23 protein-coding genes are annotated in these 19962 nt (G+C 63.7%); 6 read left to right on the top strand and 17 right to left on the bottom strand.

Annotation, left to right across the window (positions count from 1 at the left end):
* Positions 1-56 precede the first annotated feature (56 nt).
* The 11 genes from QJT78_RS25625 to QJT78_RS25575 all read right to left on the bottom strand — a co-directional run bounded on the left by QJT78_RS25625 (position 57) and on the right by QJT78_RS25575 (position 10892).
* A complete protein-coding gene (locus QJT78_RS25625; RefSeq protein ID WP_085965523.1) occupies positions 57-893 on the bottom strand; it encodes a hypothetical protein in 837 nt (278 codons plus the stop codon).
* Between the two features lie 80 nt (positions 894-973).
* A complete protein-coding gene (locus QJT78_RS25620) occupies positions 974-1192 on the bottom strand; it encodes a helix-turn-helix domain-containing protein (RefSeq protein ID WP_080586614.1) in 219 nt (72 codons plus the stop codon).
* A gap of 111 nt (positions 1193-1303) precedes the next feature.
* Positions 1304-1678, bottom strand: a complete 375-nt coding sequence (locus QJT78_RS25615) for a hypothetical protein (RefSeq protein ID WP_028150208.1) — start codon at positions 1676-1678, stop codon at positions 1304-1306.
* On the bottom strand, positions 1678-2952 hold the full coding sequence (locus QJT78_RS25610; protein ID WP_028150209.1) for a site-specific integrase: 1275 nt from the start codon (positions 2950-2952) through the stop codon (positions 1678-1680). The genes QJT78_RS25615 and QJT78_RS25610 overlap by 1 nt, the downstream gene beginning before the upstream one ends.
* 458 nt (positions 2953-3410) lie before the next feature.
* Complete coding sequence (locus QJT78_RS25605; RefSeq protein ID WP_028150210.1) at positions 3411-4040, bottom strand: TerC family protein; 630 nt, start codon at positions 4038-4040, stop codon at positions 3411-3413.
* Positions 4041-4154: 114 nt separating this feature from the next.
* Positions 4155-4526, bottom strand: a complete 372-nt coding sequence (locus QJT78_RS25600; protein ID WP_028150211.1) for a hypothetical protein — start codon at positions 4524-4526, stop codon at positions 4155-4157.
* Between the two features lie 529 nt (positions 4527-5055).
* A complete protein-coding gene (locus QJT78_RS25595) occupies positions 5056-5469 on the bottom strand; it encodes a GFA family protein (RefSeq protein ID WP_028150212.1) in 414 nt (137 codons plus the stop codon).
* A gap of 20 nt (positions 5470-5489) precedes the next feature.
* Complete coding sequence (locus QJT78_RS25590) at positions 5490-7322, bottom strand: PQQ-binding-like beta-propeller repeat protein (protein ID WP_038943595.1); 1833 nt, start codon at positions 7320-7322, stop codon at positions 5490-5492.
* A gap of 105 nt (positions 7323-7427) precedes the next feature.
* Positions 7428-8141, bottom strand: coding sequence for a class I SAM-dependent methyltransferase (locus QJT78_RS25585; protein WP_028150213.1), 714 nt, complete (start codon positions 8139-8141; stop codon positions 7428-7430).
* An 81-nt stretch (positions 8142-8222) separates the two neighbouring features.
* On the bottom strand, positions 8223-8942 hold the full coding sequence (locus QJT78_RS25580) for a class I SAM-dependent methyltransferase (RefSeq protein ID WP_028150214.1): 720 nt from the start codon (positions 8940-8942) through the stop codon (positions 8223-8225).
* Between the two features lie 252 nt (positions 8943-9194).
* Complete coding sequence (locus tag QJT78_RS25575) at positions 9195-10892, bottom strand: HAMP domain-containing methyl-accepting chemotaxis protein (protein WP_028150215.1); 1698 nt, start codon at positions 10890-10892, stop codon at positions 9195-9197.
* A 217-nt stretch (positions 10893-11109) separates the two neighbouring features.
* Here QJT78_RS25575 and QJT78_RS25570 point away from each other — a divergent pair, with 217 nt between their 5' ends.
* Positions 11110-11328, top strand: coding sequence for a hypothetical protein (locus tag QJT78_RS25570; RefSeq protein WP_049807676.1), 219 nt, complete (start codon positions 11110-11112; stop codon positions 11326-11328).
* A 3-nt stretch (positions 11329-11331) separates the two neighbouring features.
* Here QJT78_RS25570 and QJT78_RS25565 read toward each other — a convergent pair whose 3' ends face one another.
* Positions 11332-11496 carry a hypothetical protein gene (locus tag QJT78_RS25565; protein ID WP_193375949.1) on the bottom strand — a complete coding sequence of 55 codons (165 nt, stop codon included), beginning with the start codon at positions 11494-11496 and terminating at the stop codon, positions 11332-11334.
* 102 nt (positions 11497-11598) lie between these two features.
* On the opposite strand from QJT78_RS25565, the gene QJT78_RS25560 reads away from it, so the two are divergent.
* On the top strand, positions 11599-11988 hold the full coding sequence (locus tag QJT78_RS25560; protein ID WP_028150217.1) for a hypothetical protein: 390 nt from the start codon (positions 11599-11601) through the stop codon (positions 11986-11988).
* A gap of 296 nt (positions 11989-12284) precedes the next feature.
* Positions 12285-12539: a hypothetical protein gene (locus QJT78_RS25555; RefSeq protein ID WP_028150218.1), complete on the top strand. Its 255-nt coding sequence runs from the start codon at positions 12285-12287 to the stop codon at positions 12537-12539.
* Between the two features lie 40 nt (positions 12540-12579).
* On the opposite strand, the gene QJT78_RS25550 is transcribed toward QJT78_RS25555, so the two are convergent.
* The 4 genes from QJT78_RS25550 to QJT78_RS25535 all read right to left on the bottom strand — a co-directional run bounded on the left by QJT78_RS25550 (position 12580) and on the right by QJT78_RS25535 (position 15081).
* A complete protein-coding gene (locus QJT78_RS25550) occupies positions 12580-12819 on the bottom strand; it encodes a DUF6719 family protein (protein ID WP_038943596.1) in 240 nt (79 codons plus the stop codon).
* Between the two features lie 251 nt (positions 12820-13070).
* Positions 13071-13778 carry an outer membrane protein gene (locus QJT78_RS25545; RefSeq protein ID WP_028150220.1) on the bottom strand — a complete coding sequence of 236 codons (708 nt, stop codon included), beginning with the start codon at positions 13776-13778 and terminating at the stop codon, positions 13071-13073.
* A gap of 287 nt (positions 13779-14065) precedes the next feature.
* Positions 14066-14500 carry a hypothetical protein gene (locus QJT78_RS25540; protein ID WP_028150221.1) on the bottom strand — a complete coding sequence of 145 codons (435 nt, stop codon included), beginning with the start codon at positions 14498-14500 and terminating at the stop codon, positions 14066-14068.
* 212 nt (positions 14501-14712) lie between these two features.
* Positions 14713-15081, bottom strand: coding sequence for a hypothetical protein (locus tag QJT78_RS25535; protein WP_028150222.1), 369 nt, complete (start codon positions 15079-15081; stop codon positions 14713-14715).
* A gap of 251 nt (positions 15082-15332) precedes the next feature.
* Here QJT78_RS25535 and QJT78_RS25530 point away from each other — a divergent pair, with 251 nt between their 5' ends.
* Positions 15333-15875 (top strand): tetratricopeptide repeat protein, encoded by a 543-nt coding sequence (locus QJT78_RS25530; protein ID WP_028150223.1) that lies wholly within the window; start codon positions 15333-15335, stop codon positions 15873-15875.
* 109 nt (positions 15876-15984) lie between these two features.
* A complete protein-coding gene (locus QJT78_RS25525) occupies positions 15985-17373 on the top strand; it encodes a serine hydrolase domain-containing protein (RefSeq protein ID WP_028150224.1) in 1389 nt (462 codons plus the stop codon).
* On the opposite strand, the gene QJT78_RS25520 is transcribed toward QJT78_RS25525, so the two are convergent.
* Positions 17360-18928, bottom strand: a complete 1569-nt coding sequence (locus QJT78_RS25520; RefSeq protein WP_038952867.1) for a peptidase S10 — start codon at positions 18926-18928, stop codon at positions 17360-17362. The genes QJT78_RS25525 and QJT78_RS25520 overlap by 14 nt on opposite strands.
* Before the next feature lie 250 nt (positions 18929-19178).
* Here QJT78_RS25520 and QJT78_RS25515 point away from each other — a divergent pair, with 250 nt between their 5' ends.
* A complete protein-coding gene (locus QJT78_RS25515; protein ID WP_028150226.1) occupies positions 19179-19958 on the top strand; it encodes an NAD kinase in 780 nt (259 codons plus the stop codon).
* Positions 19959-19962: the final 4 nt, after the last annotated feature.

Below are 19962 nucleotides of genomic sequence, written 5' to 3'. Positions count from 1 at the left end.
GCGGCGCCCCTCAAGCGACGCTTATTCTCAAACAGGTTTGAAAAAGCCAGCCGCCCTCAGTTCGGACTCTTCCACATGACGAGGATGTCGCGCAGAGATTCTCGTTCTGCGGCGTTGACGACTTCGCAACGCTCCCAAGCTGCGGGTTCAATCAACTCAACGATGGCGCTCTCGACGCAATCGCGCAGGTCGCGTGGGTCCATGGCATCCAGCTCCCAACACTCGGTGCCGTGGTGATGTTTGAACCAGCTATGACGCGGGTCCTTCTTCTTATCGTCCGCCGCGAATGACGGCAGCCCCTGCACATGTTCATCGGTGAGGGCAATGCGCCTGAACCTGACGTGGTCGCCGCCGTACTCTCGCAGCCGCTGCGGCAGGTCGTGCTCCGACATGTACATGCCACTGGGGTCGTAGTCGCCGACGTATAGAACGACCAGGTCGCGGCCATCGGTATCGGCTGCAACATCATGCACGGCAGTCGCGCTGCTGAAACCGTGTTGAACACGAAAGCCGACCACGTACTGGTCCAGGACGGGCTTTAAGACACCGCGAACAGTACCCTTCTCGGACCACACCTCGACCCTGCAGGGCTGCTGGTCCCAGACGTCACGCCGGTAGGAGCAAGCGACAGAGCGAGCGTACTCGGCAGGGTCGCTCCATGCTGATACACGCTCAAGCTCGCGGGTCTCGTCGACAATCCAGTCCCAAGGAATCGTGCCTTGTTCCCGAGCGACACGCAGAAGGCGATATACCTTCTGCATATTGTTGGTGGACATTGACGTAATAAGGCGGCGGGTAAACCGCTTGTAGCCGATACCGCGACCTGTGACGGGCCGAACCTCCTCTGCGATGTCGCGCATCGCATCGATGAGGTCGAGCGAGGTCCGAGCCATGCCCCGACCCTTTTTCATACCTGTTTGAAAAAGCTCCGGCGTGACCGCGGCGATGATGGCGTGGTTCTCCTGAGGGCTCCTCACGCAGCCACCGTCTTGCACGCGTTGTTATTGGCTGCAACAGCGGTAGAATTCCGTCGCCGAGACAGCATCCATTTGTCTAGGTCGGCCCGCGCATAGACAATCGCTCGCCCTAGTTTGAAATAGGTCGGCCCCCCGCCATGACAGCGGAGCTTATCGAGTGTCGACTTCGAAAGTCTAAGGAGTTCGGCCGCCTCCGCGACCCGAAGATTGTGCATCATTTCCTCCACATTTGCCGCGAGAGTCGCGACGTTGGAAGGAGTATGCGCCGTATCGGCCTATGATCTTAGTTGCCTATAATAGGAAAGATGGTTGCTTAAAATAAGAAACTAGCCCTTGCGCGCGATCGCGTCGTATTCGTCCATGGCCTTCTTATAGAGAGCCAAGGCGGTCTTGATCTTCGATTCGTCGCGCAGGTCGAACTCCTCACCCAGTAGCCTGAGCCGAACCTCATACTTATGGCCCTCGACGCGAAGAATCCCGTCCCGTTCGCCGATTTCAAACCACAAGTATTTCGCGCCAGTTCTCGGTCTGCCGCGGCAAGCCTTGGCAAGTTCGTCGGCGAGCTTCTGAATCTCGGGGCGGGTTTTGCTCCCAGCTAGGATTTCTGCGCAGCGCTGCTTCACCGAATCCCGTTCTCCCTGATGAAGGCGCACACGGAGTCTCATCGCTTCCAGATCAAACGACTTCGGAAGGGCCGCCATTACTTACCCCCAAGCGCACTGGCGATCGTGTCGCCGATTATATTGGTTGCCGCGCGCAGTGGTGCGTTGGCAAGGTGGGCATATCGGGCTGTGGTCTTCGGCTGGGAATGCCCCAGCAGGCCGCCGATCTGCACCAAACCCAATCCCTGACCCGCACCGACTGCAGCGTAGGAGTGCCGCAGGTCGTGCAGGCGGACATCCTCAAGTCCAGCGCGACGGCGAATTGCGCGCCAAGGCCTATTCAGATCTGCGCGCGGCCGCTCGTCCTTTTGGCCGGCGCTTTCGCCCGCAATGACATAGCGCCCCAGCTTCGGCAGGTTCTTCAACACAGCCGTGGCAGCATCATTTAAAACGAGGGACTTTTTGCCAGTCTTGGAGTCGGGCAGATTGAGTAAACCGCGCTGCTTGTCCCAATCCAGCCACCGGAGGTGCAAGATTTCCCGCAGGCGCGCACCGGTCAGTAACAATAGACGAATGGCAGCAACGGCGTGCTGGTCGACCACGACGGCGCGGTTTTCAGGTTTAGGAGCATGCTTAGCTTTCTTGACAGGGTCCGGCTCCCATCGAATGCCGCGGGTCTCGGCGTCCCGCAATGCGGCCCCGAGCCGCTGGAATTCTTCGACCGACAGGAAGCGTTCGCGGCTCTGTTCTTTGTACTTTTCAATTTTCCTGGTCGGGTTCGTCCCTTCCGGCACAAGTCCGCGCGCGTCGCCAAACGAATAAATAGCGCTCAGCACGGCAATGGCACGATTAGCCGTGACCGCTGTCTTACGCAGTGATAGGTGGAGCTTGGCGACCTCAGCGCGGGTAAGGTCAACAGCACGCGCGGTTCCCAGCTTCGGTTTGATAAAATCATCGATCAACCGGCGATATGTCGACGCCGTTCGATCCTTCCGCTTTGGTTCCACGTGGTCAGTAATGAATGCATCGGCCAAGTCTGATACGCTTATCGCTGCACGCCCGTCGGCTCGCGCTGTCGCAGGGTCATCGCCGACTCTGGCGTTTGCCAGCGCATCCTTAGCGGCCCTGCGCGCCTTCTCGGCGGTTAATGTGGAGGCCGAGCCCAGTACTATTCTTTTCTTAGAAACGCCCCTACCTCCCGCGCCAGGCCGATACTCAACAATCCACGCCCTGTGCCCATTCTCGGTGATCTTCAGGCCAAAGCCCTTAAGCTCTGTGTCCCAGTAAATGACGTACCGGTTGGCGCCTCGATTGGTCGGTGGAAACTCCGGCTTGATCCTTAGTGATGACGCGCCCAATCGAACCATCGGCATTCGGTCTTTCCCTCAAAAGTAGCCTCTGAGAAGCCACCAGAACGGAAAACCAGGGCCATCCCGCGGCAACACGGTGAAAGCAAGATAAGGGGATACGGCCTATTTACAAGGGATTTTGTTTATCTCTAGAAACAACAGGCAAGCCCGCGAAAACTGTCGGACCAGTTTTGTAAACCGAAGGTCGGGGGTTCAATCCCCTCAGCCGGCACCAGCGCTTAGCTTGTTTTATTTCGATGTCCCTCAACCGGGCGCGGCGCTTGTATCCTTAGTTGTTTTCATTTCCCGGGGCTGGCTTTGCTCTAACCTAATTTTTTTGACCGGCGTCGATAGACTTTGGACAGGGCGGCCCCACAAAGGCGGCCCTTTCTTCTGCGGGCTTTCACACCTCATTTGCAGCCTATGCGTACCGCGTTCGAATTCTGCCTGACGACTTAGGATACCTAGGGTGAAACAGCATCTCATATCGACGCAACGTTGATGACATCCAACGTCCCGCGAAAGACCATGTCACCCGCCACATAAAGGATGACGGCTAGACCGACGTAAGCAATCCATCGATAAGTTTGCAGAAGGCGCGCAATGAAAGAAGCGGCCACGCCCATCATCGCGATGGAAAGCCCCAGGCCGAAAATCAAGATCATCGGATGCTCGCGTGCTGCCCCTGCCACGGCCAGAACGTTGTCGAGAGACATGGAAACGTCGGCCACGACAATCTGCCAACTCGCTTGAGCGAGTGTTTTGCGAGCTTTGCTGCCTGCAATTGCTCCGGCGGCGTCCATCGCACCCGTTGGCCCTGTGGAGGATGTGCGCAACTCTCGCCACATTTTCCAGCATACCCACAACAACAGGATCCCGCCAGCGAGCAAGAGGCCGACGATCTGGAGGATTTGCGTCGCCAACCCGGCGAGTAAGACGCGCAGTATCGTCGCGGCAATAATACCGATGAAAATCGCCTTGCCTCGTTGCGCCTCAGGAAGTCCGGCTGAAGCAAGACCGATGACGATGGCGTTATCGCCAGCGAGCACCAGGTCGATCAGAACGATCTGCAAGAATACGCTAAGGACATCTGTATCGAAATAATCAGGCACGGGTCATGTCCCCGCCGCAGGGGAATGGGCAGCTGCAAGCGAGATCGCATACGTCTATCGGATCGGTTGACCGATACCTGCCACCAAGAAACGGGGGTCCAACGCCACCGGTTATCAGGGGCTAGCGCTATCGCCTAGAGCCGCGTCCGAATGTAGTCTGACCGGTTGCTCGAAAAGCAGTGCGACTTGATCTGGTTCGCCAAGAATCGCCGCGGCACAACCCATCATGGTCAGCGCCCCGGCGACATCCCATAGCGTTACATTTTCTAATGTCGCATTTCCCGACTTTGCCCAAGCCAAGAGCGCAGTGATCATCGCGTCTGAGAAAAATAGAATGCTGAGCGCTGGTAAGACGAGCTGGGAATCCAGCAGGAGTATCATCAAGAATGCAGGAGCTGCGACCAGTATGCTCAACACCGCGCATATGCAAAATGCTTCCCGCGAAGGAGCATTCCTGTTTGTCCAACTTGCACGAGAAAGGATCATTTGATCCTCCTGAATAGGAGCATTTTTGAACGCCCCTCACCTGCTGAACGCTCTGGTCTAGCTGACCGTTTTCCGACGTCTCCCCATCAATGTTTTGTCCTATGCCGCTGACTCTCAATTAGCGTAAGAATGCCAGCGGTCACCACGGCAATAACGACGACGGCTGCCAGCGCCTCGACAGAGGCCAAGGTCCCGTACCACTTGTTCCAAAGCTCAATCATGTGCTGGCCTCTCGCGAGAGCGCACCCACGATCGACAGGATCTGCTCTCCAAGAAGAACGAACTGGGCGATCAAAAAAGCAATGCTACTCATCGTCGCGCGGTTTTTCACCGCGCGGCAAGGTGACTTATGTGGCAAGCCTAGCATTTTGGAGAGTCTCCTATTGCCGGCTATTCCAGCGGCCGTCGACGAGCTGGTTGATGCTCTTCCGACCTCAGCTTGCCGAGGTCAGCGGTCGAGCTTCGTAGATCGCCTTGAAGGTCGGGGGTTCAATCCCCTCAGCCGGCGCCCGCGCTTGAGGCGGAAACCTCAGCTTGCATTCTTCGGCGCACTGCTTTGCTGAAAGTGCTCCGCACCGTTGATTTCGACCCAGCCATGTTTCGACTGCTCGAAAACCGATCTTAGCGGAGCCGGGAAATTCGGGTCCGCCATCGCGCCGACGGCGACGCCGATCATCCCTGGCAGATTGTCCGCCTTCCAGTAGACCGTCGAACCGCAATGGGTGCAAAAATAGCTGCGGACGTTGCCGCCGCTCGCGGCCTTGCGAACGTATTCGCCTGGGGTCCCCGAGATCGTGACGGCCTCAGCCGCGTAGAACGCGCCGACGCCGAAGGGCGCACCGGTTCGGCGCTGGCAGTCCATGCAGTGACAAGCAACGACCGCGCGGGATGGCCCCGCGAGCGACAATGCAACGGCGCCACAACTGCATCGGGCATCGATCATCGCGCCTCCCTGCCTCGCGGTCACTCCGTCCCCACTTCGAACGCCAGCAGCACGTTGCCGGCGACGCCGCTCCATTGGCCGTAGCCGGAATTGGTGTAGAGCATACCGCCGGCGATGACCGGTCCGGGACCGTCGATCGCGCCGCCATGGGCCGGGACGCCGTTGACGGCCTTGTAGTCCTGCGCGGTGTCGAACTCCCAGAGCAGCTTGCTGTCGCTGGCATAGGCCCGCAGGAAGCCGCTGACGCCGCCGGAGAACACGACGCCGGGGATCAGGCTCACCGCCGCCGAAAGCGCGGGGCTGCATTGGAGACGATCGCCACAGGCGACCGGAGGCACCTCCATCACGACTGTCCCGCTGGCGAGATCGAGCCCGAACAGGCCGCCGCCTTGCGTGGAGTCGAGACGTCTGGTGCCGTCACCCAGGAAACGCACGTCGGAGTTCGCGACATAGATGCGGTCCTGATCGGCCGCCGAGCCCCATTCGCTGCCGCCAAGCGCACCGCCCTTCCCGATCCGCGTCTGCCACAGGATCTTGCCACCATCGTCGGGATCGAGCGCGTGCACGACGCCGGATTTCTGTGCGATGGCAAGAACGCGCCTGCCGTCGCGCAGGGTTACCAGGATCGGCGACTGGCCGAAATCGTGGTCGGGTCCGTGATCCTCGGGACAATTGGTCTTGTCCACGCCGTAGCATGCCACGACATAAGCGTCCTTCGGCGTGGCCTGCCGGCTCCAGAGCAGCTTTCCCGTCGCAAGTTCGAAGGCGAGAATCGCGTCACTCGTCGCCGATGGCGGATTCGAATAGGAATTGCTGGTCGCGACATAGATCGCGCCGCGCTTCACATCGATCGTCGGCGCCGACCAGATCGCGGCACCGGAGGGGCCGAAGAGCTGCACGCCCCTCGCGTTCTTGTCGGTCGGATGCGGCACTTCCGGGATCGTATAGGCTTGCCAGACCGGCTTGCCGGTCGCGGCGTCCAGCGCCACTACGCTGCCGCGGAAGGTGCAGCATTCGTAAGAGGCTTGCGAGCCGGCGGCTTCCTCGAGCGAGGACACCGGCACGTAGAGCACGCCGGAATGCAGCACCGGCGCGCCGGTGATGCGCGCGGCCGGATGCTCCTCGACCTTCGTCTTCCAGATCAACGCCCCCGTCAGCGCGTTCACGGCATAGGCGTTGGCGCGCAAATCGCCGAAGAAGATCGCGAACTGATCGGAGCCGGGAAGCGGCGCGACCGTGATCGCGGCGCGCACCGCCGCATCGATCGCGAACGTCCACAGCGTGCAGCCGGTTCGCGCGTCGAGCGCATGTACCTTGCGGTCGGTGCCGCCGATGAACAGCAGGCCGCCCATGATCGTCGGCGGCGCAAAGGACACCGAGGCGCCGGGAAACGCGTAGGCCCATTTCAGCCGCAGGCGCGGTACCTGCGCCGCGGTCAGCCCCGCCATGTCGGCCGGCTGGAAGCGGCTGTTGTTGAGGTCGACGCCCCATCCGTTCCAGCGTGGACCGTCGAGCGGTTGCGGAAAGCCGCTGATCTGCTGCGTGCAGCGGCCCTGCCCGTCGGATGCGCTGTTGATTGCGGCCTTGCCGGTGACGAAAGCAGCAATCGCGCGACGCTCGTCGTCGCTGCGCTCCTTTGCCATCGCGGCCATGCTGCCGGAGGTCAGCGTCCCCAGCACGTGATCGAACGACATCGCCTGCATGGCGCCGCGCGCGGGCGCGCGGTTCTGGGCATCGCCGGCATCGTGACATTGCGCGCAGTGCGCTGCGTAGAGTGCGGCGCCGTCCTGCTGCGCCAGTGCCGGCGCGGAGCACCAGATCAACAGAGCCGCTACGACAAAACTCGGCCTCATGGCGTTCTCCGGCATCGTCGACACGCGACCCAAAGATCGCGTCACACAACCTGAAGTGTACCGCCAGTGCGATCGCGGACGCAATGGACGTTCCGCCCGCGTCCGTCACATCGCCGTGGCCACGCGGATACGATCGGGCAGTTCATCCAGCCGCCAAAGCCCGAGGCTCTTGTCGCGCCAGCCGCCACCGCCCTCCTCGCAACGCTCGTTGATCAGCGCGCGCGGCGACGGCCAGTTGAATGGTGCCTTCTCCATGTTCAGCGCGCGCCAATCGCCATCCGCGCAATCGCGATTTGCATCCCATTCGGGAAACGTCGTGACCACCAGGAAGCCCGCGCCGCTCTCGGCAAAGCGGGCAACGGCGCGGGCGATGTTGTCGAAGCTCAAATGAACCAGGCAGTCCCGGCACAGGATGACATCTGCGCGCGGCAGCGCATCGCGCGTGACGTCGGCAACGAGAAACCGGCCGGACAACTCGCCGCCGGCCACGCGCCGGCGATTGGTCTCGATCAGCGACGGCACGATGTCGATGCCGGTGTAGTCGACGTCGAGCTTGATGCGGCCGATCCAGCCGGCATCGCCGCAGGGCGCATCGAGCAGCGAGCGCGCGCCGAGCCGTTGCAGCAGCGGAGGAAGCTCCTCCCGGATCGCGGCGGTCGCCGGGTCCTCCGAGCCGAGGCCCGAGACGGATGTGGCCGCGCCCCACAGATTGGTCCGCTCAATCCGCTCGAACCGCGCGGCGAGATCGAGGCCGGCAAAGTTCTCGCAGTCCGCAACGAAGCGCTCATGGGCGAGCACGGGTGGACGATTGGTGATCATCGGGCGGGACTCGCGTCAAGATTCCGTCGCAAGCACACTATACAGCCAACGCGTCGCCTCCGAAATCGCCAGCCGCTTCCCTCACGCCGGCTTCCGCCACTCCATGATGTGGAAATAGGGCACGCGGCGATGAACGGCATTCCTCTCGGGATCGCCGCCTGCGGGCTCCGGCTCGACGAACAGACGCAGCTGAAGGCCGTGATCGAGCAGCAGCGTCATGTAGGTGCTGAGCGGACGATGCCAGTTCTGGATCCGGATGCCACGCCAGCTCACCCAGATCGGCCGCTCCTCCATGTAGTGGTCGATCGAAAAGCGCGGGATACCCTCGCTGTCCCGCGTCCAGCCGTCGGGCTGGCCCGCGGTGTTGAAGCTGGTCAGGTTGGCGATCAGCAGCGTGCCGCGCGGCCGCAGCGCCGCCACCATCTTCGCGATGGCCGCGCCGAGGTCGGGCATGTCGATCAGGCTGAGATAGCTGACAACCAGGTCGAATTCCGCACTCAGCTCCATCGTCTCGGCGCGGCCGAGCCGATAGTTGCCGGTCGGGTCCAGCTCCCTGGCGCGCGCAAGCAACGCTTCGGTCGGATCGAGGCCGGTGGTGCGGATGCCGACGCGCTGCATGATGCGGCAGAAGCGCCCCTCCCCGCAGCCGACGTCGAGCGCATCGCGAAAGCCGCGCCCTTCGATCCGCGCCCGCATCGGCGCGTCCAGGACGAAGCGGCGGCCATAGTCGCCGTCTTCTCCCTGCTCGACGATCCAGGCGGCCGCGGACGCGGTCCAGCCGTCGCTGACGTCCTCGTTCATGGGGCGACCTTCGGGAATGGAGTCGGCCGCGCGCATCGCGCTGCGCGGCTACTGACCACGGATTGGATCAGAGTTCAACATCAGGTAGCCTGCGCATCCGATGCGCCCGACCACCAGCAAAGAGAAGGCCAAAATCGTTGCCGGCGCCGTGACGGCCGTCGTCATGACGGCCATGCTCTTGGTGTTCGCGCTCGGCCTCTTGCTTCCGCATTAGGCGCGGTGAGCGCGGCGGACGAGTGCCGCCGCGCACACTTACGCCGCGCGCACGGTCCGCAAGAATTTTCCGACTTCGTCCTTCAGCCGGTTGCTGTCGGTCGCCAGCATCTTGGCGGTCGAAAGCACCTGCGAGGACGCCGAGCCGGTCTCGGCGGCGCCACGCTGCACGTCGGTGATGTTGGTGGAGACCTGCTGGGTGCCGTGAGCGGCCTGCTGCACGTTGCGCGAGATCTCCTGGGTGGCGGCGCCCTGCTCCTCGACGGCCGCGGCAATGGTGGACGACACCTCCGATAGCCGCTCGATCGTCGCGGAGATGTCGCGGATCGCGTTGACGGATTCCTGGGTCGCGGTCTGGATGCCGGAAATCTGCTGGCTGATCTCGCCGGTCGCCTTCGCGGTCTGCTCGGCGAGCGTCTTCACCTCGGAGGCGACGACCGCGAAGCCGCGGCCGGCCTCGCCGGCACGTGCCGCCTCGATCGTGGCGTTCAGCGCCAGCAGGTTGGTCTGGCCGGCAATGGTGTTGATCAGCTCGACGACATCGCCGATCCGCGTCGCCGCGATCGAGAGCTCGCTGACCCGCTCGGTCGTGGTGCGCGCCTGGGTGACGGCCTCGCCCGCCATCCGCGCGGATTCCTGCACCTGCCGGCTGATCTCGTTGACCGAGGACGACAGCTCCTCCGTGGCGGTCGCGACCGACTGCACGTTGCCGGTGGCTTCACCCGAAGCGACCGCGACCACCGAGGTCAGCTCCTGCGCGCGGTGCGCGGTGGTGGCCAGCGTCGAGGACGACGCTTCGAGCTCGGTGGAAGCGGACCCGACGGTTTCGATGATCTCGCCGACTGCACGTTCGAAGCCGTCGGCCAGGTTGACCATGTCACGACGGCGCTGCTCCGCAGCCTGCTTCTCGATCTCGAGCTGCCCAGCCTTGAGACGTTCGACCTCGAGCGCGTTGGTCTTGAAGACTTCGACGGTCCTGGCCATGTCGCCGATCTCGTCGCTCCGGTCTTTCTCGGGCACCTCGGTCTTGAGATCGTTGCGGGCGAGACCCTCCATGGCGAGCTTGAGCCGGGCGATCGGCCGGGACATCGCATTGAGGCCGATGAACAGCGCGATCGCGATGCCGACGATCAGGCCGCCGGCGCTGACGCCGATCACGGTCCAGGTCGCGGATCTGGCGTCGCGGTTGATGGCTTCCTTGCGGTTGCTGACCGCCTGTGCGGACTCGGTCACGAACTGGACGATGCGTGCGAGGGCCGCGTCCAGCACCGGATCGCACTCCTTGTGCGCACGTTCGGCGGCCTTGGCATTCTCCTCCACGCTGCTTGCCTGCGCGCCGGCCTGAAGTACCGGATCGCAGCTGGCGAACGCGGCCTTCAGCTGGTCCCCGATGCTCTTGACCTGGCTGGCGCGCGACGGGTCGTCCTGCACGGCTGCATCGAGGTACTGGCCGATTTCGTTGCGGTTCTGGTTCGCAATCTTGAGACGGCCAGCGTTGCCCGCCTCCGTCGCCTCGGTGAAGACCGCATAGAGCGCGGCATGATAGGTCTCGGCGCGGCGCTGGGCGCGCGTCAGGTTGAGCGCGGAGGATTGCGAGGCGGAGAGTTCGGCAAATCCGTCGACGGTCGCCGAAAGTTCACGCGCGGCGAAGCCGGCGACGGCGAGCATCGCGCATCCCATCACCGCCACGATCAGTGCGACCTTCCACACGATTTTCAGATTGTTCAAAAAGCTCATTACAGCCGCCCCGATGCTTCTGCCGACGCATAATCCCAGCAACGGGCATTGGAACCGGCGGACGTTAAAATTTGATGCCAAATCCCCGAGTAGTCTTACGGAAAAATAACTATTCGGGGTGGCGACGTAAGCTTCACGTAAGCTTCCGCCCATTTTGGGGGCGCGATCCGGACAGGATCGACCGGAACCGGTCGCCGGCGTCAGCCGTTGTCGGCCCATGCGGATCAAGGAAGAAAACCGAAACATGTTTCTGCTGGCGACGGTGACGCTGTGCTGTGTCGCCCTGGCCGGCACCGTTGCGCTGTTCGAGCTGGCACCAGGGCCGGCTCCGGCAACGCAGGTCGCCGAACGCGCGGCGATCGACGTTACGGCTCCGACACCGGTCCGGGTGGTCGGGGCGCCGTTCGAACCCAACATCAACCCGCGCGAGCGATAGCGCTCACGTCGGCGATGCCTCCGTGCCCGCCTCGGGCCGGCCCTGGGCTCGCGCCAACTCCTCCACGAACGCGATCACCTCCGCCCGCTTGTCGGGCGGCAGCGCCAAGAACGCACGGACGAGCCTCAGGCCCTGCGCTTCGTCCGACTGATCTGATTTGACGTCCATTCCCCACTGTCGAGCGAGCGGGAAAAATATGCAATCCCCAGCCGGACACCTCCTTGATTCGGCCGGCCAGCTTTGCTGGAATAGCTCCAACAGAGGTGGACCATGAAGTGGATCAGCGAGCGCGACGCACTGATCGCGCAGACAATGGCCTTCGTCCAATCGGTAACCGGCAAGAAGGCCGACTTCCATCCGCCGGAGAGACCGACGGCTGCACCGGACGTGCCGGTGGGGACCGTCACCGTCGAGACCGTGGCGGTCGAGACATTGGCGGTCGAGATCAAGCCGCCGCCAGTCCCGCACGCCCCGCCCGTCATGATCCCGCCAGCACGGACAAGCGGCGATTTCCGCTCCGAGATGCAGGCCCGCATCGCCAATTTCCGCAAGCATCAGGAGCGATTCGAGCGTGAGCGGGAGGAGTATTGCGCGGCGACCCTGACCAGGCTCCGCGCGGCCATTCGTGACCCCTCCCTCCGTCCGCCAGGCGAAAACTAAGGCCGGCGGTCGATCAGACACCTACAGCCAGGACCAAACCAACCAGAGATTGGCCGCACAGGCGCTGAGCAATCCCAGCGTCAGTGGCAGCAGCATGTGCCCGCAGCAGGTCTTGAGGTCGGTCGTCATGGCCGAAAACATCCGCTGATTCCGGCAAATGAGTCCCAGGGATTCTTTTTTTTGGGATTCAGGACTCGTTAAAGACTCAGGGCCCGCGGCCCCGATCACGCCCCCGTGATCGCCCCGGAACCGCTTGCCCGGTGAAGCCGTTAACGCGCTTTCCGGGAGCGGGAAGAATGCCCTACGCCCTGTTCTGCAACGACGCCCAAATCAGCAAGGCCTATCCCAGCGAAGCCGACGTCTGGCAGCTCGCGCAGCAAAGCGGCCTCGTCGTGGATGTCAGCACCGACGATCAGCGCCACGGGCCGCGCCGGGTCCTGGACAATGATTACGAGATCAAGCCCTGCCGGGCCGCCCAGGGCGAGGACCCAGCCAGAAACAAGGCCGAGGCCGAACAGCAGTCGAGGATGGAGCTTGAGCTGAATTCCTGAGGTTCGGCCGCAAGCCCAACGTATCTCAGGAAGGGATCTCTCAGGGGGTCGCGGTCGCCAGCGAGGCCTGCTCGCCCGCCAGCACCACGCAGGCCTTGCGGCGGTGCAGCCCGCGGATCGCGCCCGTTACCTTCAGCACCTTGCCGGATGGGCAGGAAGCGTCCCTGACGAAGGCCACCTCATAGGGTGCCAGCATCAGAGGCTCGGATTTGAGGATTGTCTGTGCGGCGCACGGCAGGGAGAAGCACGAGAGCACTACTGCCGACACAAAGATACGCATGTCCGTCGTCCCACCAGCCCGGTAATTCTCATATAACGCCTTCCGGAGCGCGAGTTCCGTAGGCGGCAAAAATTATTTTTGCTTTACGCCAGTCCCATGACGCGCGTGAGAACGCGCGCGCCAGACCGTTTGCTTGCAAATGACGCGCCAGATGGTTCACGCAAAGCAAACAACAGGCAGGCAAACAAGGGCCTGGCAAACGAAAGGCCGGCGTGAGCCGGCCCTTGTCAGGTCGTGGTCGCTGTTGGGCGTCAGTAGCGCGAGGCCGCCGGTCCGCCCCAGCCGAAGCGGTAGTTCACACCGACCTTGACGGTATGCTCGTCCTCCCGACCCCGGACGCCGACGACGTCGGCCGGACCGGAGGTGAAGGTCGTGCTGCCAAAGTTGTAATACTGGTACTCGGCCTTGGCCGACCAGCTCGGTGCGAACATGTATTCGAGGCCGGCACCGACAGTATAGCCGTCCTTGTTGTTGCCAGTGGCGGTGAAGGGCTGCGCCACGCCGGCGACGTTGACGCCGAGGCCGCCATTACGCCAAGCGTAACCGCCCTTGGCATAGACCAGCGCCGGTCCCCAGGTGTAGCCGATGCGGCCGGTCACCGACCCGAGCTGGTCGGTGTTGGACGTCACCTGCGTCCCCAGCGGGAACGCGACACCGTTGTTGTTGGTCGGCAGCCAAGAATATTGGGCCTCGATACCCACCACCCAATTGGGCGCGAACTGGTAGTCGAAGCCGCCCTGCACGCCGCCCAGGAAACGGGCGTCGCTCGACTGGAAGCTGCTGTCACCCGCGAACGCGCCGCCGACATGGCCGCCGATGTAGAAACCGGTCCAGTTGTAGATCACCTGCGGCGGCGTATAGGCGGGCGCCTTGGTATAGGTGCGCGGCTGCATGTCGGCCGCGGCGGCCGGTGCAGCCAGCGCCAGCAGAGCAACGGCGCCCAGCAAGATCGTCTTCATGATCATCCCCGTTCTTTCAAATTCGACACTCAGGAAACAACGTGGCGTGAATTAGGTTGCTTCGCGGCGATGCCGGAACGTTGATCGTTTGTAACTGTGACGGGGTGGCAACAACGCGATTTAGTTCCGTCACACCTGCTTGCACCGACTGTTTTCGCCGTCTGCGCAAGGCGGGCTGTAACGATCTGTCGCAAGGCAAACCAGCCCCGTTCAAAGCTCGCCAAATTGTGATCCAGCGGCTCCGGCGGCCCCTGTCCTAGCACCTGCCGATGAAGGCCGGCTTTGCGCTACCGCGCCATCTTTTCCAGTTCCGGAAAGGGTGCGTAAACCGCACCGGCGCAGAGCTCGCCGGCGCGATCGACGATGCGGTCGCCCCGCCCGTTGACGAAGACGGCGGCCCGTTCGCGCATGCCCTTGTAGCTGCCGTCGGTCTCGCGTGGCGTGAAGTGCAGGCAGGCGACGTAGAACTGCCGTCCGCCGATCTCGCGCAGCACCGGATCGGCCATGGTGGCCTCGCGCACGCCGACGGGATTGTTGAGGTAAGCGCGCATCAAGGCCAGCGTGTCACTGCGAAAATTGTCGGGGAACGGTTGCGGCCCTCCCGCCTGGGTCCCCCCCATCAGGGATGGACGATCACCGTCGCTGCCGAAACATGCCGCGAGCGCCAGCGGCAAGACCAGAACCAACGCCAAGATCACCGCACGCTTCGCCAATCGCCCCACAGGCCACGCTCTCCGCTCGATCAGACTCGGAGGATGTTCTAGCTCCAAGGTTGCACGAAGGGAATTCGCTCCTGCTCGCAGGCTGCGCAAATAACGCACCGGCCCGCCGCCGGCGCCCGCGCTTTCGCGCTGACGCCGAGACGACGGGCCGGGCCTGAATTCCGCACGCGGCGGCGGGCAATGCCAGGGATGCCGCCGCGCCGGATCAGTCGTTAGCTGCGCTTGTCGATGGCCGCCGGCTTGGTCACGTCAGGCTGCGCCTTCAGCGACTTCTTGGCCGACAGATGCTTGTTGTGGTGGCGATGCGTGCGCACGGCCTTGTGCTCGTCGGGCGTGACCGCGGCATTGGCGTTCATCGCCTTCGACTTGGTATCCACCTTGGCGTCCGCCCTGACGTCGGCGGCCTTCGTGTCGGCCTTGACGCCGGCCTCGGGTTTCGCGGCGGTCGTCGACGCCTTGGTCTGGCTCTGGTCCGCCTTGATCACCGGCGCGGTCGTGGTGGTCTTGCCGGCTTCAGCGGCGAAGGCCGGGGCTGCGATTACGGAAGCGGCGAGCAAGGCTGCGGAAATGGTCTTCAACATGGGTGGTCTCCTCTTGGAAGGATCTTGAGGCGGCGCCCTCTCGCCTACTCTTCGATCGTGGGTGGGAGCCTAGGCGGCGCGCGCTGAACCCAGTCTGAAGTCCCTTGCAGGCTTCTGTTCATCTCGATGACAAGTTTGTCATCTGCGGAGGGGCGAATAGATCGTGCGAAGCGGGAATGTTTTTGCCCGATGGGTGTTCCGGTCTTTGGGCAATCGTGTAGGATCGCCACGTTCCATACGGGAGAAGATAGATGCGCAAACTTTCCATGCTTCTGGTACCGGGGCTTGTCTCGATGGCGTTGGCCGCCGGACCGATGCTGACCAGCGCCTACGCCGCGGGCAGCGACGAGCCCTCGCCGCCGCCGAAGTCGGACAGCTCGGCCAAGAAGGGGAAGAAGAAGAGCTCCTCCATCAGCGATCCCAAATTCCTCGCGGCCTATCGCACCGCCTACACCACGATCTACGACGGTCACGACTACACGAGCGCGATCGGCCAGCTGAAGTCGCTCGAGCGCGACGACGTCGCCGACGTCGCCAATCTGATCGGCTACTCCTATCGCAAGCTCGGCGACTATCAGTCGTCCAAGGTCTATTACGAGATCGCGCTGAAGGACGATCCGAACCACGTCCGCACCTGGCAGTATTACGGCCTCTGGCAGCTCGAGCAGGGCAACCGCGAACAGGCGCAGTACCACCTGAACAAGATCGCCTCGCTCGCCGGCACCGACAGCTCCGAGTATCGCTCGCTCGCCGCGGCGCTCGACAAGCCGACCGGCGCGACGCTCGTCTACTGAGACACCGCATCCTCGAACGAAACGAACGGGCACAACCTCGGGGTTGTGCCCGTTCCGCTTTCTCGGTTAGCCTCTCGCATCAAGTGCTCCCCTCGCAAATTGGTGCGCAATGGATACGTGGCTGCGATCCGCGATCGACTACATCGGCTCCTGGATCGAATACCAACTGACGACAATCCAGCAGCCCGGCGTCATCGTCGCATTCGCCTATCGCGGCGAGATCGTCGCCGAGCACGCCTTTGGTGTTGCCAATCTCGACACTGGCGAGAAACTCACCCCGCGCCACCGCTGCCGCATCGCCTCGCATTCGAAGAGCTTCACCTCCGCCGGCATCATGAAGCTGCGCGACCAGCGCAAGCTGCGGCTCGACGACACGGTCGGCCAACATGTCGGCGGCCTGCATCCGCGCGTCGCCGAGACGACGATTGCGCAGGTGCTCTCGCACAGCGCGGGGCTGACGCGCGATGGCGCCGATTCCGGGCAGTTCATCGACAACCGCCCCTATCTCAACGCCAGGGAGTTGTTCGCGGAATTGAAGCTGCCGACCGCGATCGAGCCGGGGACGCGCTTCAAATACTCCAACCACGGCTTTGGCCTGCTCGGCCTCGTCATCGAAGCCGTGTCGAAGGAGCCCTACTCCGCCTGGATCAAGCGCGAGATCATCGAGCCCGCAGGCCTGCGCGAGACTGAGCCGGATGCGCCGCTTCCGAAGGGCGCATCGTTCGCGCGCGGCCACACGCGAAAAGTGCCCTTGGGCGAGCGTTGCGTGATCCCCGGCGACAATCCGACGCACGCGATGGCGTCTGCCACGGGTTTCGCCGCCACCGCCGGCGATACGGCCCGCTTCTTCGCGCAGCTTGCGCCCAACGCCAGGAAGAGCGTGCTCTCAGTCGCAAGCCGCCGCGAAATGACCCGGCATCATTGGCGCATCCCGCAGAGTTTCGAGGCCTATTACGGCCTTGGCATCAACGCCGGCAAAACCGACGGCTGGGACTGGTTCGGCCATGGCGGCCATTTTCAGGGTTACATCTCCCGGACCTGCTCCATCCCCGCTTGCGAGCTCGCGATCAGCATCCTCAGCAACTCGATCGACGGCGCGGCGCCCTTCTGGATGGACGGCGCGATGCAGATCCTGCGCGTGTTCAGGACTCGCGGCGCACCCGACCGCCGCGTGCGCGACTGGACTGGCCGCTGGTGGACGATCTGGGGCGCAACCGATCTCGTCCCTGCGGGCAACCGCGTGCTGGTCGCCAATCCGCAGTTCATCAATCCGTTCATGGATGCCGCCGAGATCGAGGTCACCGGCCGCGACACCGGCAAGCTCGCCTGGGCTGCCGGCTATTCCAGCCACGGCGAGCCGGTGCGCCGCGCCCGTGACGCGCGCGGCAAGGTCAGCGACATCTGGATCGCCGGCGCCAATATCAAGCCGGAGCGTGTCGTGGCGCGCGAGATCGCGCGGAGATATCCACCGCGCAAGCGGCGGCCTACTCTCGGATAAGAGCCTCGACCTCGCTCCGAAACGCCTGCCGCGAGCCGTCGCGCGAATAGAACATGTGGCCGCCGGGATAGACGACGAACTTGACCCGCTGCGTGGCGAACGCCGGGAGCTGGTCGAGCACCCGCTTCGATCCGAAATAGGGCGTGGCGAGATCGAACAGGCCGTGCGCGACCAGCACGTTCAGCTTTCCGTCGGTGGCCAGGATCTGGCGCAGCTCCGACACCGACTGCGGCGGGTTGATGCCGCGGCCGAAATCCCAATTGCCCTCGACGGCGCCGTTGAGGACTTCATAGGAGCCATCCGGCCGCCAGTTGAGCTTGCGCGTGAGAACATCGACCGCCGCGCTCGTCAGCGGCGCCTGGAGCGCATCGCCCGAGGGATCGCCGAACCGGGAGCTGCTCGAATCCGGATAGGGATCATAGCCCCGCACCGAGGCGTCGTAGCGCCCCGTCACCTTGCCGTTCTTGCGGTCGAACTCGCGGCGGAATTCACCGACGTCGAAACGGCCGGCGAGCCGGCGGCTCACGGCCTGATCGATCCCGGTGAGCTCGGCGACCTTGTCGGCAAGGCGATTGGTGGCCTCCTTGTCCGCCTCGCCCTTGACGAGGTCGGCCAGGAACTCGCCCCGCGCGTAAGCCTCGACGTCGGCGAGATCGGCGCGCTTGACCGGCCCCTTGGCTTCGCGCGCCACCGCGACATAGCTCGGCAGCGTCGCGACATATTGCAGGAGGCTCGTGCCGGTGAACTCGCGGAAGTCCAGGAGCGGCGACACCAGGATCAATCCCCTGACGCCGACGCCATGCTGGAGCTGCAACTGGCGCACGACCTTCGGCCCGCGAATGCCGCCATAGCTTTCGCCGCCGACATATTTCGGCGAGGTCAGCCGGTCGTGCTTCTCCAGCCAGCGGCGGATCACGAGCGCGATCGAATTGGCGTCGCCGTCGACGGAGTAGAAGGACTTGCGCGCGTCCTCGCCGCTGGCAACGAAGCGACTGTAGCCGGTGCTGACGGGATCGATGAAGACGAGATCGGTGAAGTCGAGCCAGGTCTCCGCATTCGGCTTCACATCGGGTGAGGCGGACGGCGACAGGGCTTCGCCATCAAGCGGCAGCCGCCACGGCCCCGCAGCGCCGAACTGGAGCCATGCCGAGGACGCGCCGGGACCGCCGTTGAACAGGAACGTCACGGGGCGCGTCGCGCGGTCGGCACCATCGAGCTCATAGGACGTATAGGCGATGTCGGCGAGCGGCTCACCCTTGCCGTCGAACACGCGGATCGAGCCGGCAGTCGCGGTGAAGTCGAGAGCACGGCCCGGCAGATCGAGCGTCTGCTTCGTGGTCGAATCCGACGGAAGACGATGCGGCTCGGCGGCGGACGATGAACCCTGTGACGCGCCTGGCGCGTTGCCGCCGCGCCCACCCTTCTGTCCCGCGGGGGCCGTCGTCTCGGCGCGCGGCTGCGGCGGATCGTCCGCGCGGGCAAATTCGGCGAGCGCGAAAGTCGACACCGCCAGTACCAGGGCCGCGCGGCGGAGCGCCGGCAAACGCATGACCATGATCGTTCTCCTTGCCCGGCTGCGAGAGCCGGCGAGCATCGCAAAGCTAGCGAGAAATTGCGACGGTTTGGGGGATAGCCGGCCCGGTGGCGCCTGAAGAAGCCGGGCGGGCACAAATCGACCCGGATTTGCCCTGAATCGGGATGGACGCTGTTTGCCTTGAACAGCGGTCCTTCTCGACAATGCAGGCCCAGGTCGTATAGACGAGCCCGGCGGAACTTTCTCCAGCCAGCGGCCCTGCCCGGAAGCCATGACCAAGCCAGCGCGATACAACCGGATCGCCTTTGTCGCGAGCCCAAGCAGCGAGGCGCAAACCGCCTTCGGCCAGCTCACACGGGACTATGGCAATTGCGACCCGAAGGACGCCGATGTCGTGGTCGCGCTCGGCGGCGACGGACTGATGCTCCAGACGCTGCACCAGAACATGCACTCGGGCAAGCCGATCTATGGCATGCACCGCGGCACCGTCGGCTTCCTGATGAACGAGTACTCGACGGTCGACCTTCGCGCCCGTCTCGAGGCGGCGCAGGAATCCGAGATCAACCCGCTCCTGATGCGCGCCACCGACGTCAACGACCGCGTCCACCTGCATCACGCCATCAACGAGGTCGCCCTGTTCCGGCAGACCTACCAGGCCGCGCGCCTGCGGATCCTGATCGACGAGCGCGAGCGCATGGCTGAGCTGATTGCCGACGGCATCATGGTCGCGACGCCCGCCGGCTCCACCGCCTACAATCTGTCCGCGCAGGGACCGATCCTGCCGATCAACGCCGCGCTGCTGGCGCTGACGCCGATCAGCGCCTTCCGCCCGCGCCGCTGGCGCGGCGCGCTCCTGCCCAATACGGCTTACGTCGTGATCGAGGTGCTGGAGGGCGACAAGCGGCCGGTGGCGGCGGTGGCCGACCATGACGAGGTGCGCGACGTCCGCCGCGTCGAGGTGCTGTCCGACAAGACCATCTCGATGCGCATGCTGTTCGACCCTGGCCATAGCCTGGAAGAGCGCATCCTGCGCGAGCAGTTCGGTTACTGAGCGC

Source organism: Bradyrhizobium sp. Mp27 (genome assembly GCF_029953005.1).
Taxonomy (GTDB): domain Bacteria; phylum Pseudomonadota; class Alphaproteobacteria; order Rhizobiales; family Xanthobacteraceae; genus Bradyrhizobium; species Bradyrhizobium barranii.
The sequence above is the reverse complement of the archived record's forward strand: the minus strand, read 5'-3'. Positions and strand labels throughout refer to the sequence as shown.

What these genes read in the sequence shown, in the direction of transcription:
- QJT78_RS25625 (WP_085965523.1), bottom strand. Translation starts at nt 893, where the DNA reads ATGGCTCGGACCTCGCTCGACCTCATCGATGCGATGCGCGACATCGCA.
- QJT78_RS25620 (WP_080586614.1), bottom strand. Translation starts at nt 1,192, where the DNA reads ATGCACAATCTTCGGGTCGCGGAGGCGGCCGAACTCCTTAGACTTTCG.
- QJT78_RS25615 (WP_028150208.1), bottom strand. Translation starts at nt 1,678, where the DNA reads ATGGCGGCCCTTCCGAAGTCGTTTGATCTGGAAGCGATGAGACTCCGT.
- QJT78_RS25610 (WP_028150209.1), bottom strand. Translation starts at nt 2,952, where the DNA reads ATGCCGATGGTTCGATTGGGCGCGTCATCACTAAGGATCAAGCCGGAG.
- QJT78_RS25600 (WP_028150211.1), bottom strand. Translation starts at nt 4,526, where the DNA reads ATGATCCTTTCTCGTGCAAGTTGGACAAACAGGAATGCTCCTTCGCGG.
- QJT78_RS25595 (WP_028150212.1), bottom strand. Translation starts at nt 5,469, where the DNA reads ATGATCGATGCCCGATGCAGTTGTGGCGCCGTTGCATTGTCGCTCGCG.
- QJT78_RS25590 (WP_038943595.1), bottom strand. Translation starts at nt 7,322, where the DNA reads ATGAGGCCGAGTTTTGTCGTAGCGGCTCTGTTGATCTGGTGCTCCGCG.
- QJT78_RS25585 (WP_028150213.1), bottom strand. Translation starts at nt 8,141, where the DNA reads ATGATCACCAATCGTCCACCCGTGCTCGCCCATGAGCGCTTCGTTGCG.
- QJT78_RS25580 (WP_028150214.1), bottom strand. Translation starts at nt 8,942, where the DNA reads ATGAACGAGGACGTCAGCGACGGCTGGACCGCGTCCGCGGCCGCCTGG.
- QJT78_RS25575 (WP_028150215.1), bottom strand. Translation starts at nt 10,892, where the DNA reads ATGAGCTTTTTGAACAATCTGAAAATCGTGTGGAAGGTCGCACTGATC.
- QJT78_RS25570 (WP_049807676.1), top strand. Translation starts at nt 11,110, where the DNA reads ATGCGGATCAAGGAAGAAAACCGAAACATGTTTCTGCTGGCGACGGTG.
- QJT78_RS25565 (WP_193375949.1), bottom strand. Translation starts at nt 11,496, where the DNA reads ATGGACGTCAAATCAGATCAGTCGGACGAAGCGCAGGGCCTGAGGCTC.
- QJT78_RS25560 (WP_028150217.1), top strand. Translation starts at nt 11,599, where the DNA reads ATGAAGTGGATCAGCGAGCGCGACGCACTGATCGCGCAGACAATGGCC.
- QJT78_RS25555 (WP_028150218.1), top strand. Translation starts at nt 12,285, where the DNA reads ATGCCCTACGCCCTGTTCTGCAACGACGCCCAAATCAGCAAGGCCTAT.
- QJT78_RS25550 (WP_038943596.1), bottom strand. Translation starts at nt 12,819, where the DNA reads ATGCGTATCTTTGTGTCGGCAGTAGTGCTCTCGTGCTTCTCCCTGCCG.
- QJT78_RS25545 (WP_028150220.1), bottom strand. Translation starts at nt 13,778, where the DNA reads ATGAAGACGATCTTGCTGGGCGCCGTTGCTCTGCTGGCGCTGGCTGCA.
- QJT78_RS25535 (WP_028150222.1), bottom strand. Translation starts at nt 15,081, where the DNA reads ATGTTGAAGACCATTTCCGCAGCCTTGCTCGCCGCTTCCGTAATCGCA.
- QJT78_RS25530 (WP_028150223.1), top strand. Translation starts at nt 15,333, where the DNA reads ATGCGCAAACTTTCCATGCTTCTGGTACCGGGGCTTGTCTCGATGGCG.
- QJT78_RS25525 (WP_028150224.1), top strand. Translation starts at nt 15,985, where the DNA reads ATGGATACGTGGCTGCGATCCGCGATCGACTACATCGGCTCCTGGATC.
- QJT78_RS25520 (WP_038952867.1), bottom strand. Translation starts at nt 18,928, where the DNA reads ATGGTCATGCGTTTGCCGGCGCTCCGCCGCGCGGCCCTGGTACTGGCG.
- QJT78_RS25515 (WP_028150226.1), top strand. Translation starts at nt 19,179, where the DNA reads ATGACCAAGCCAGCGCGATACAACCGGATCGCCTTTGTCGCGAGCCCA.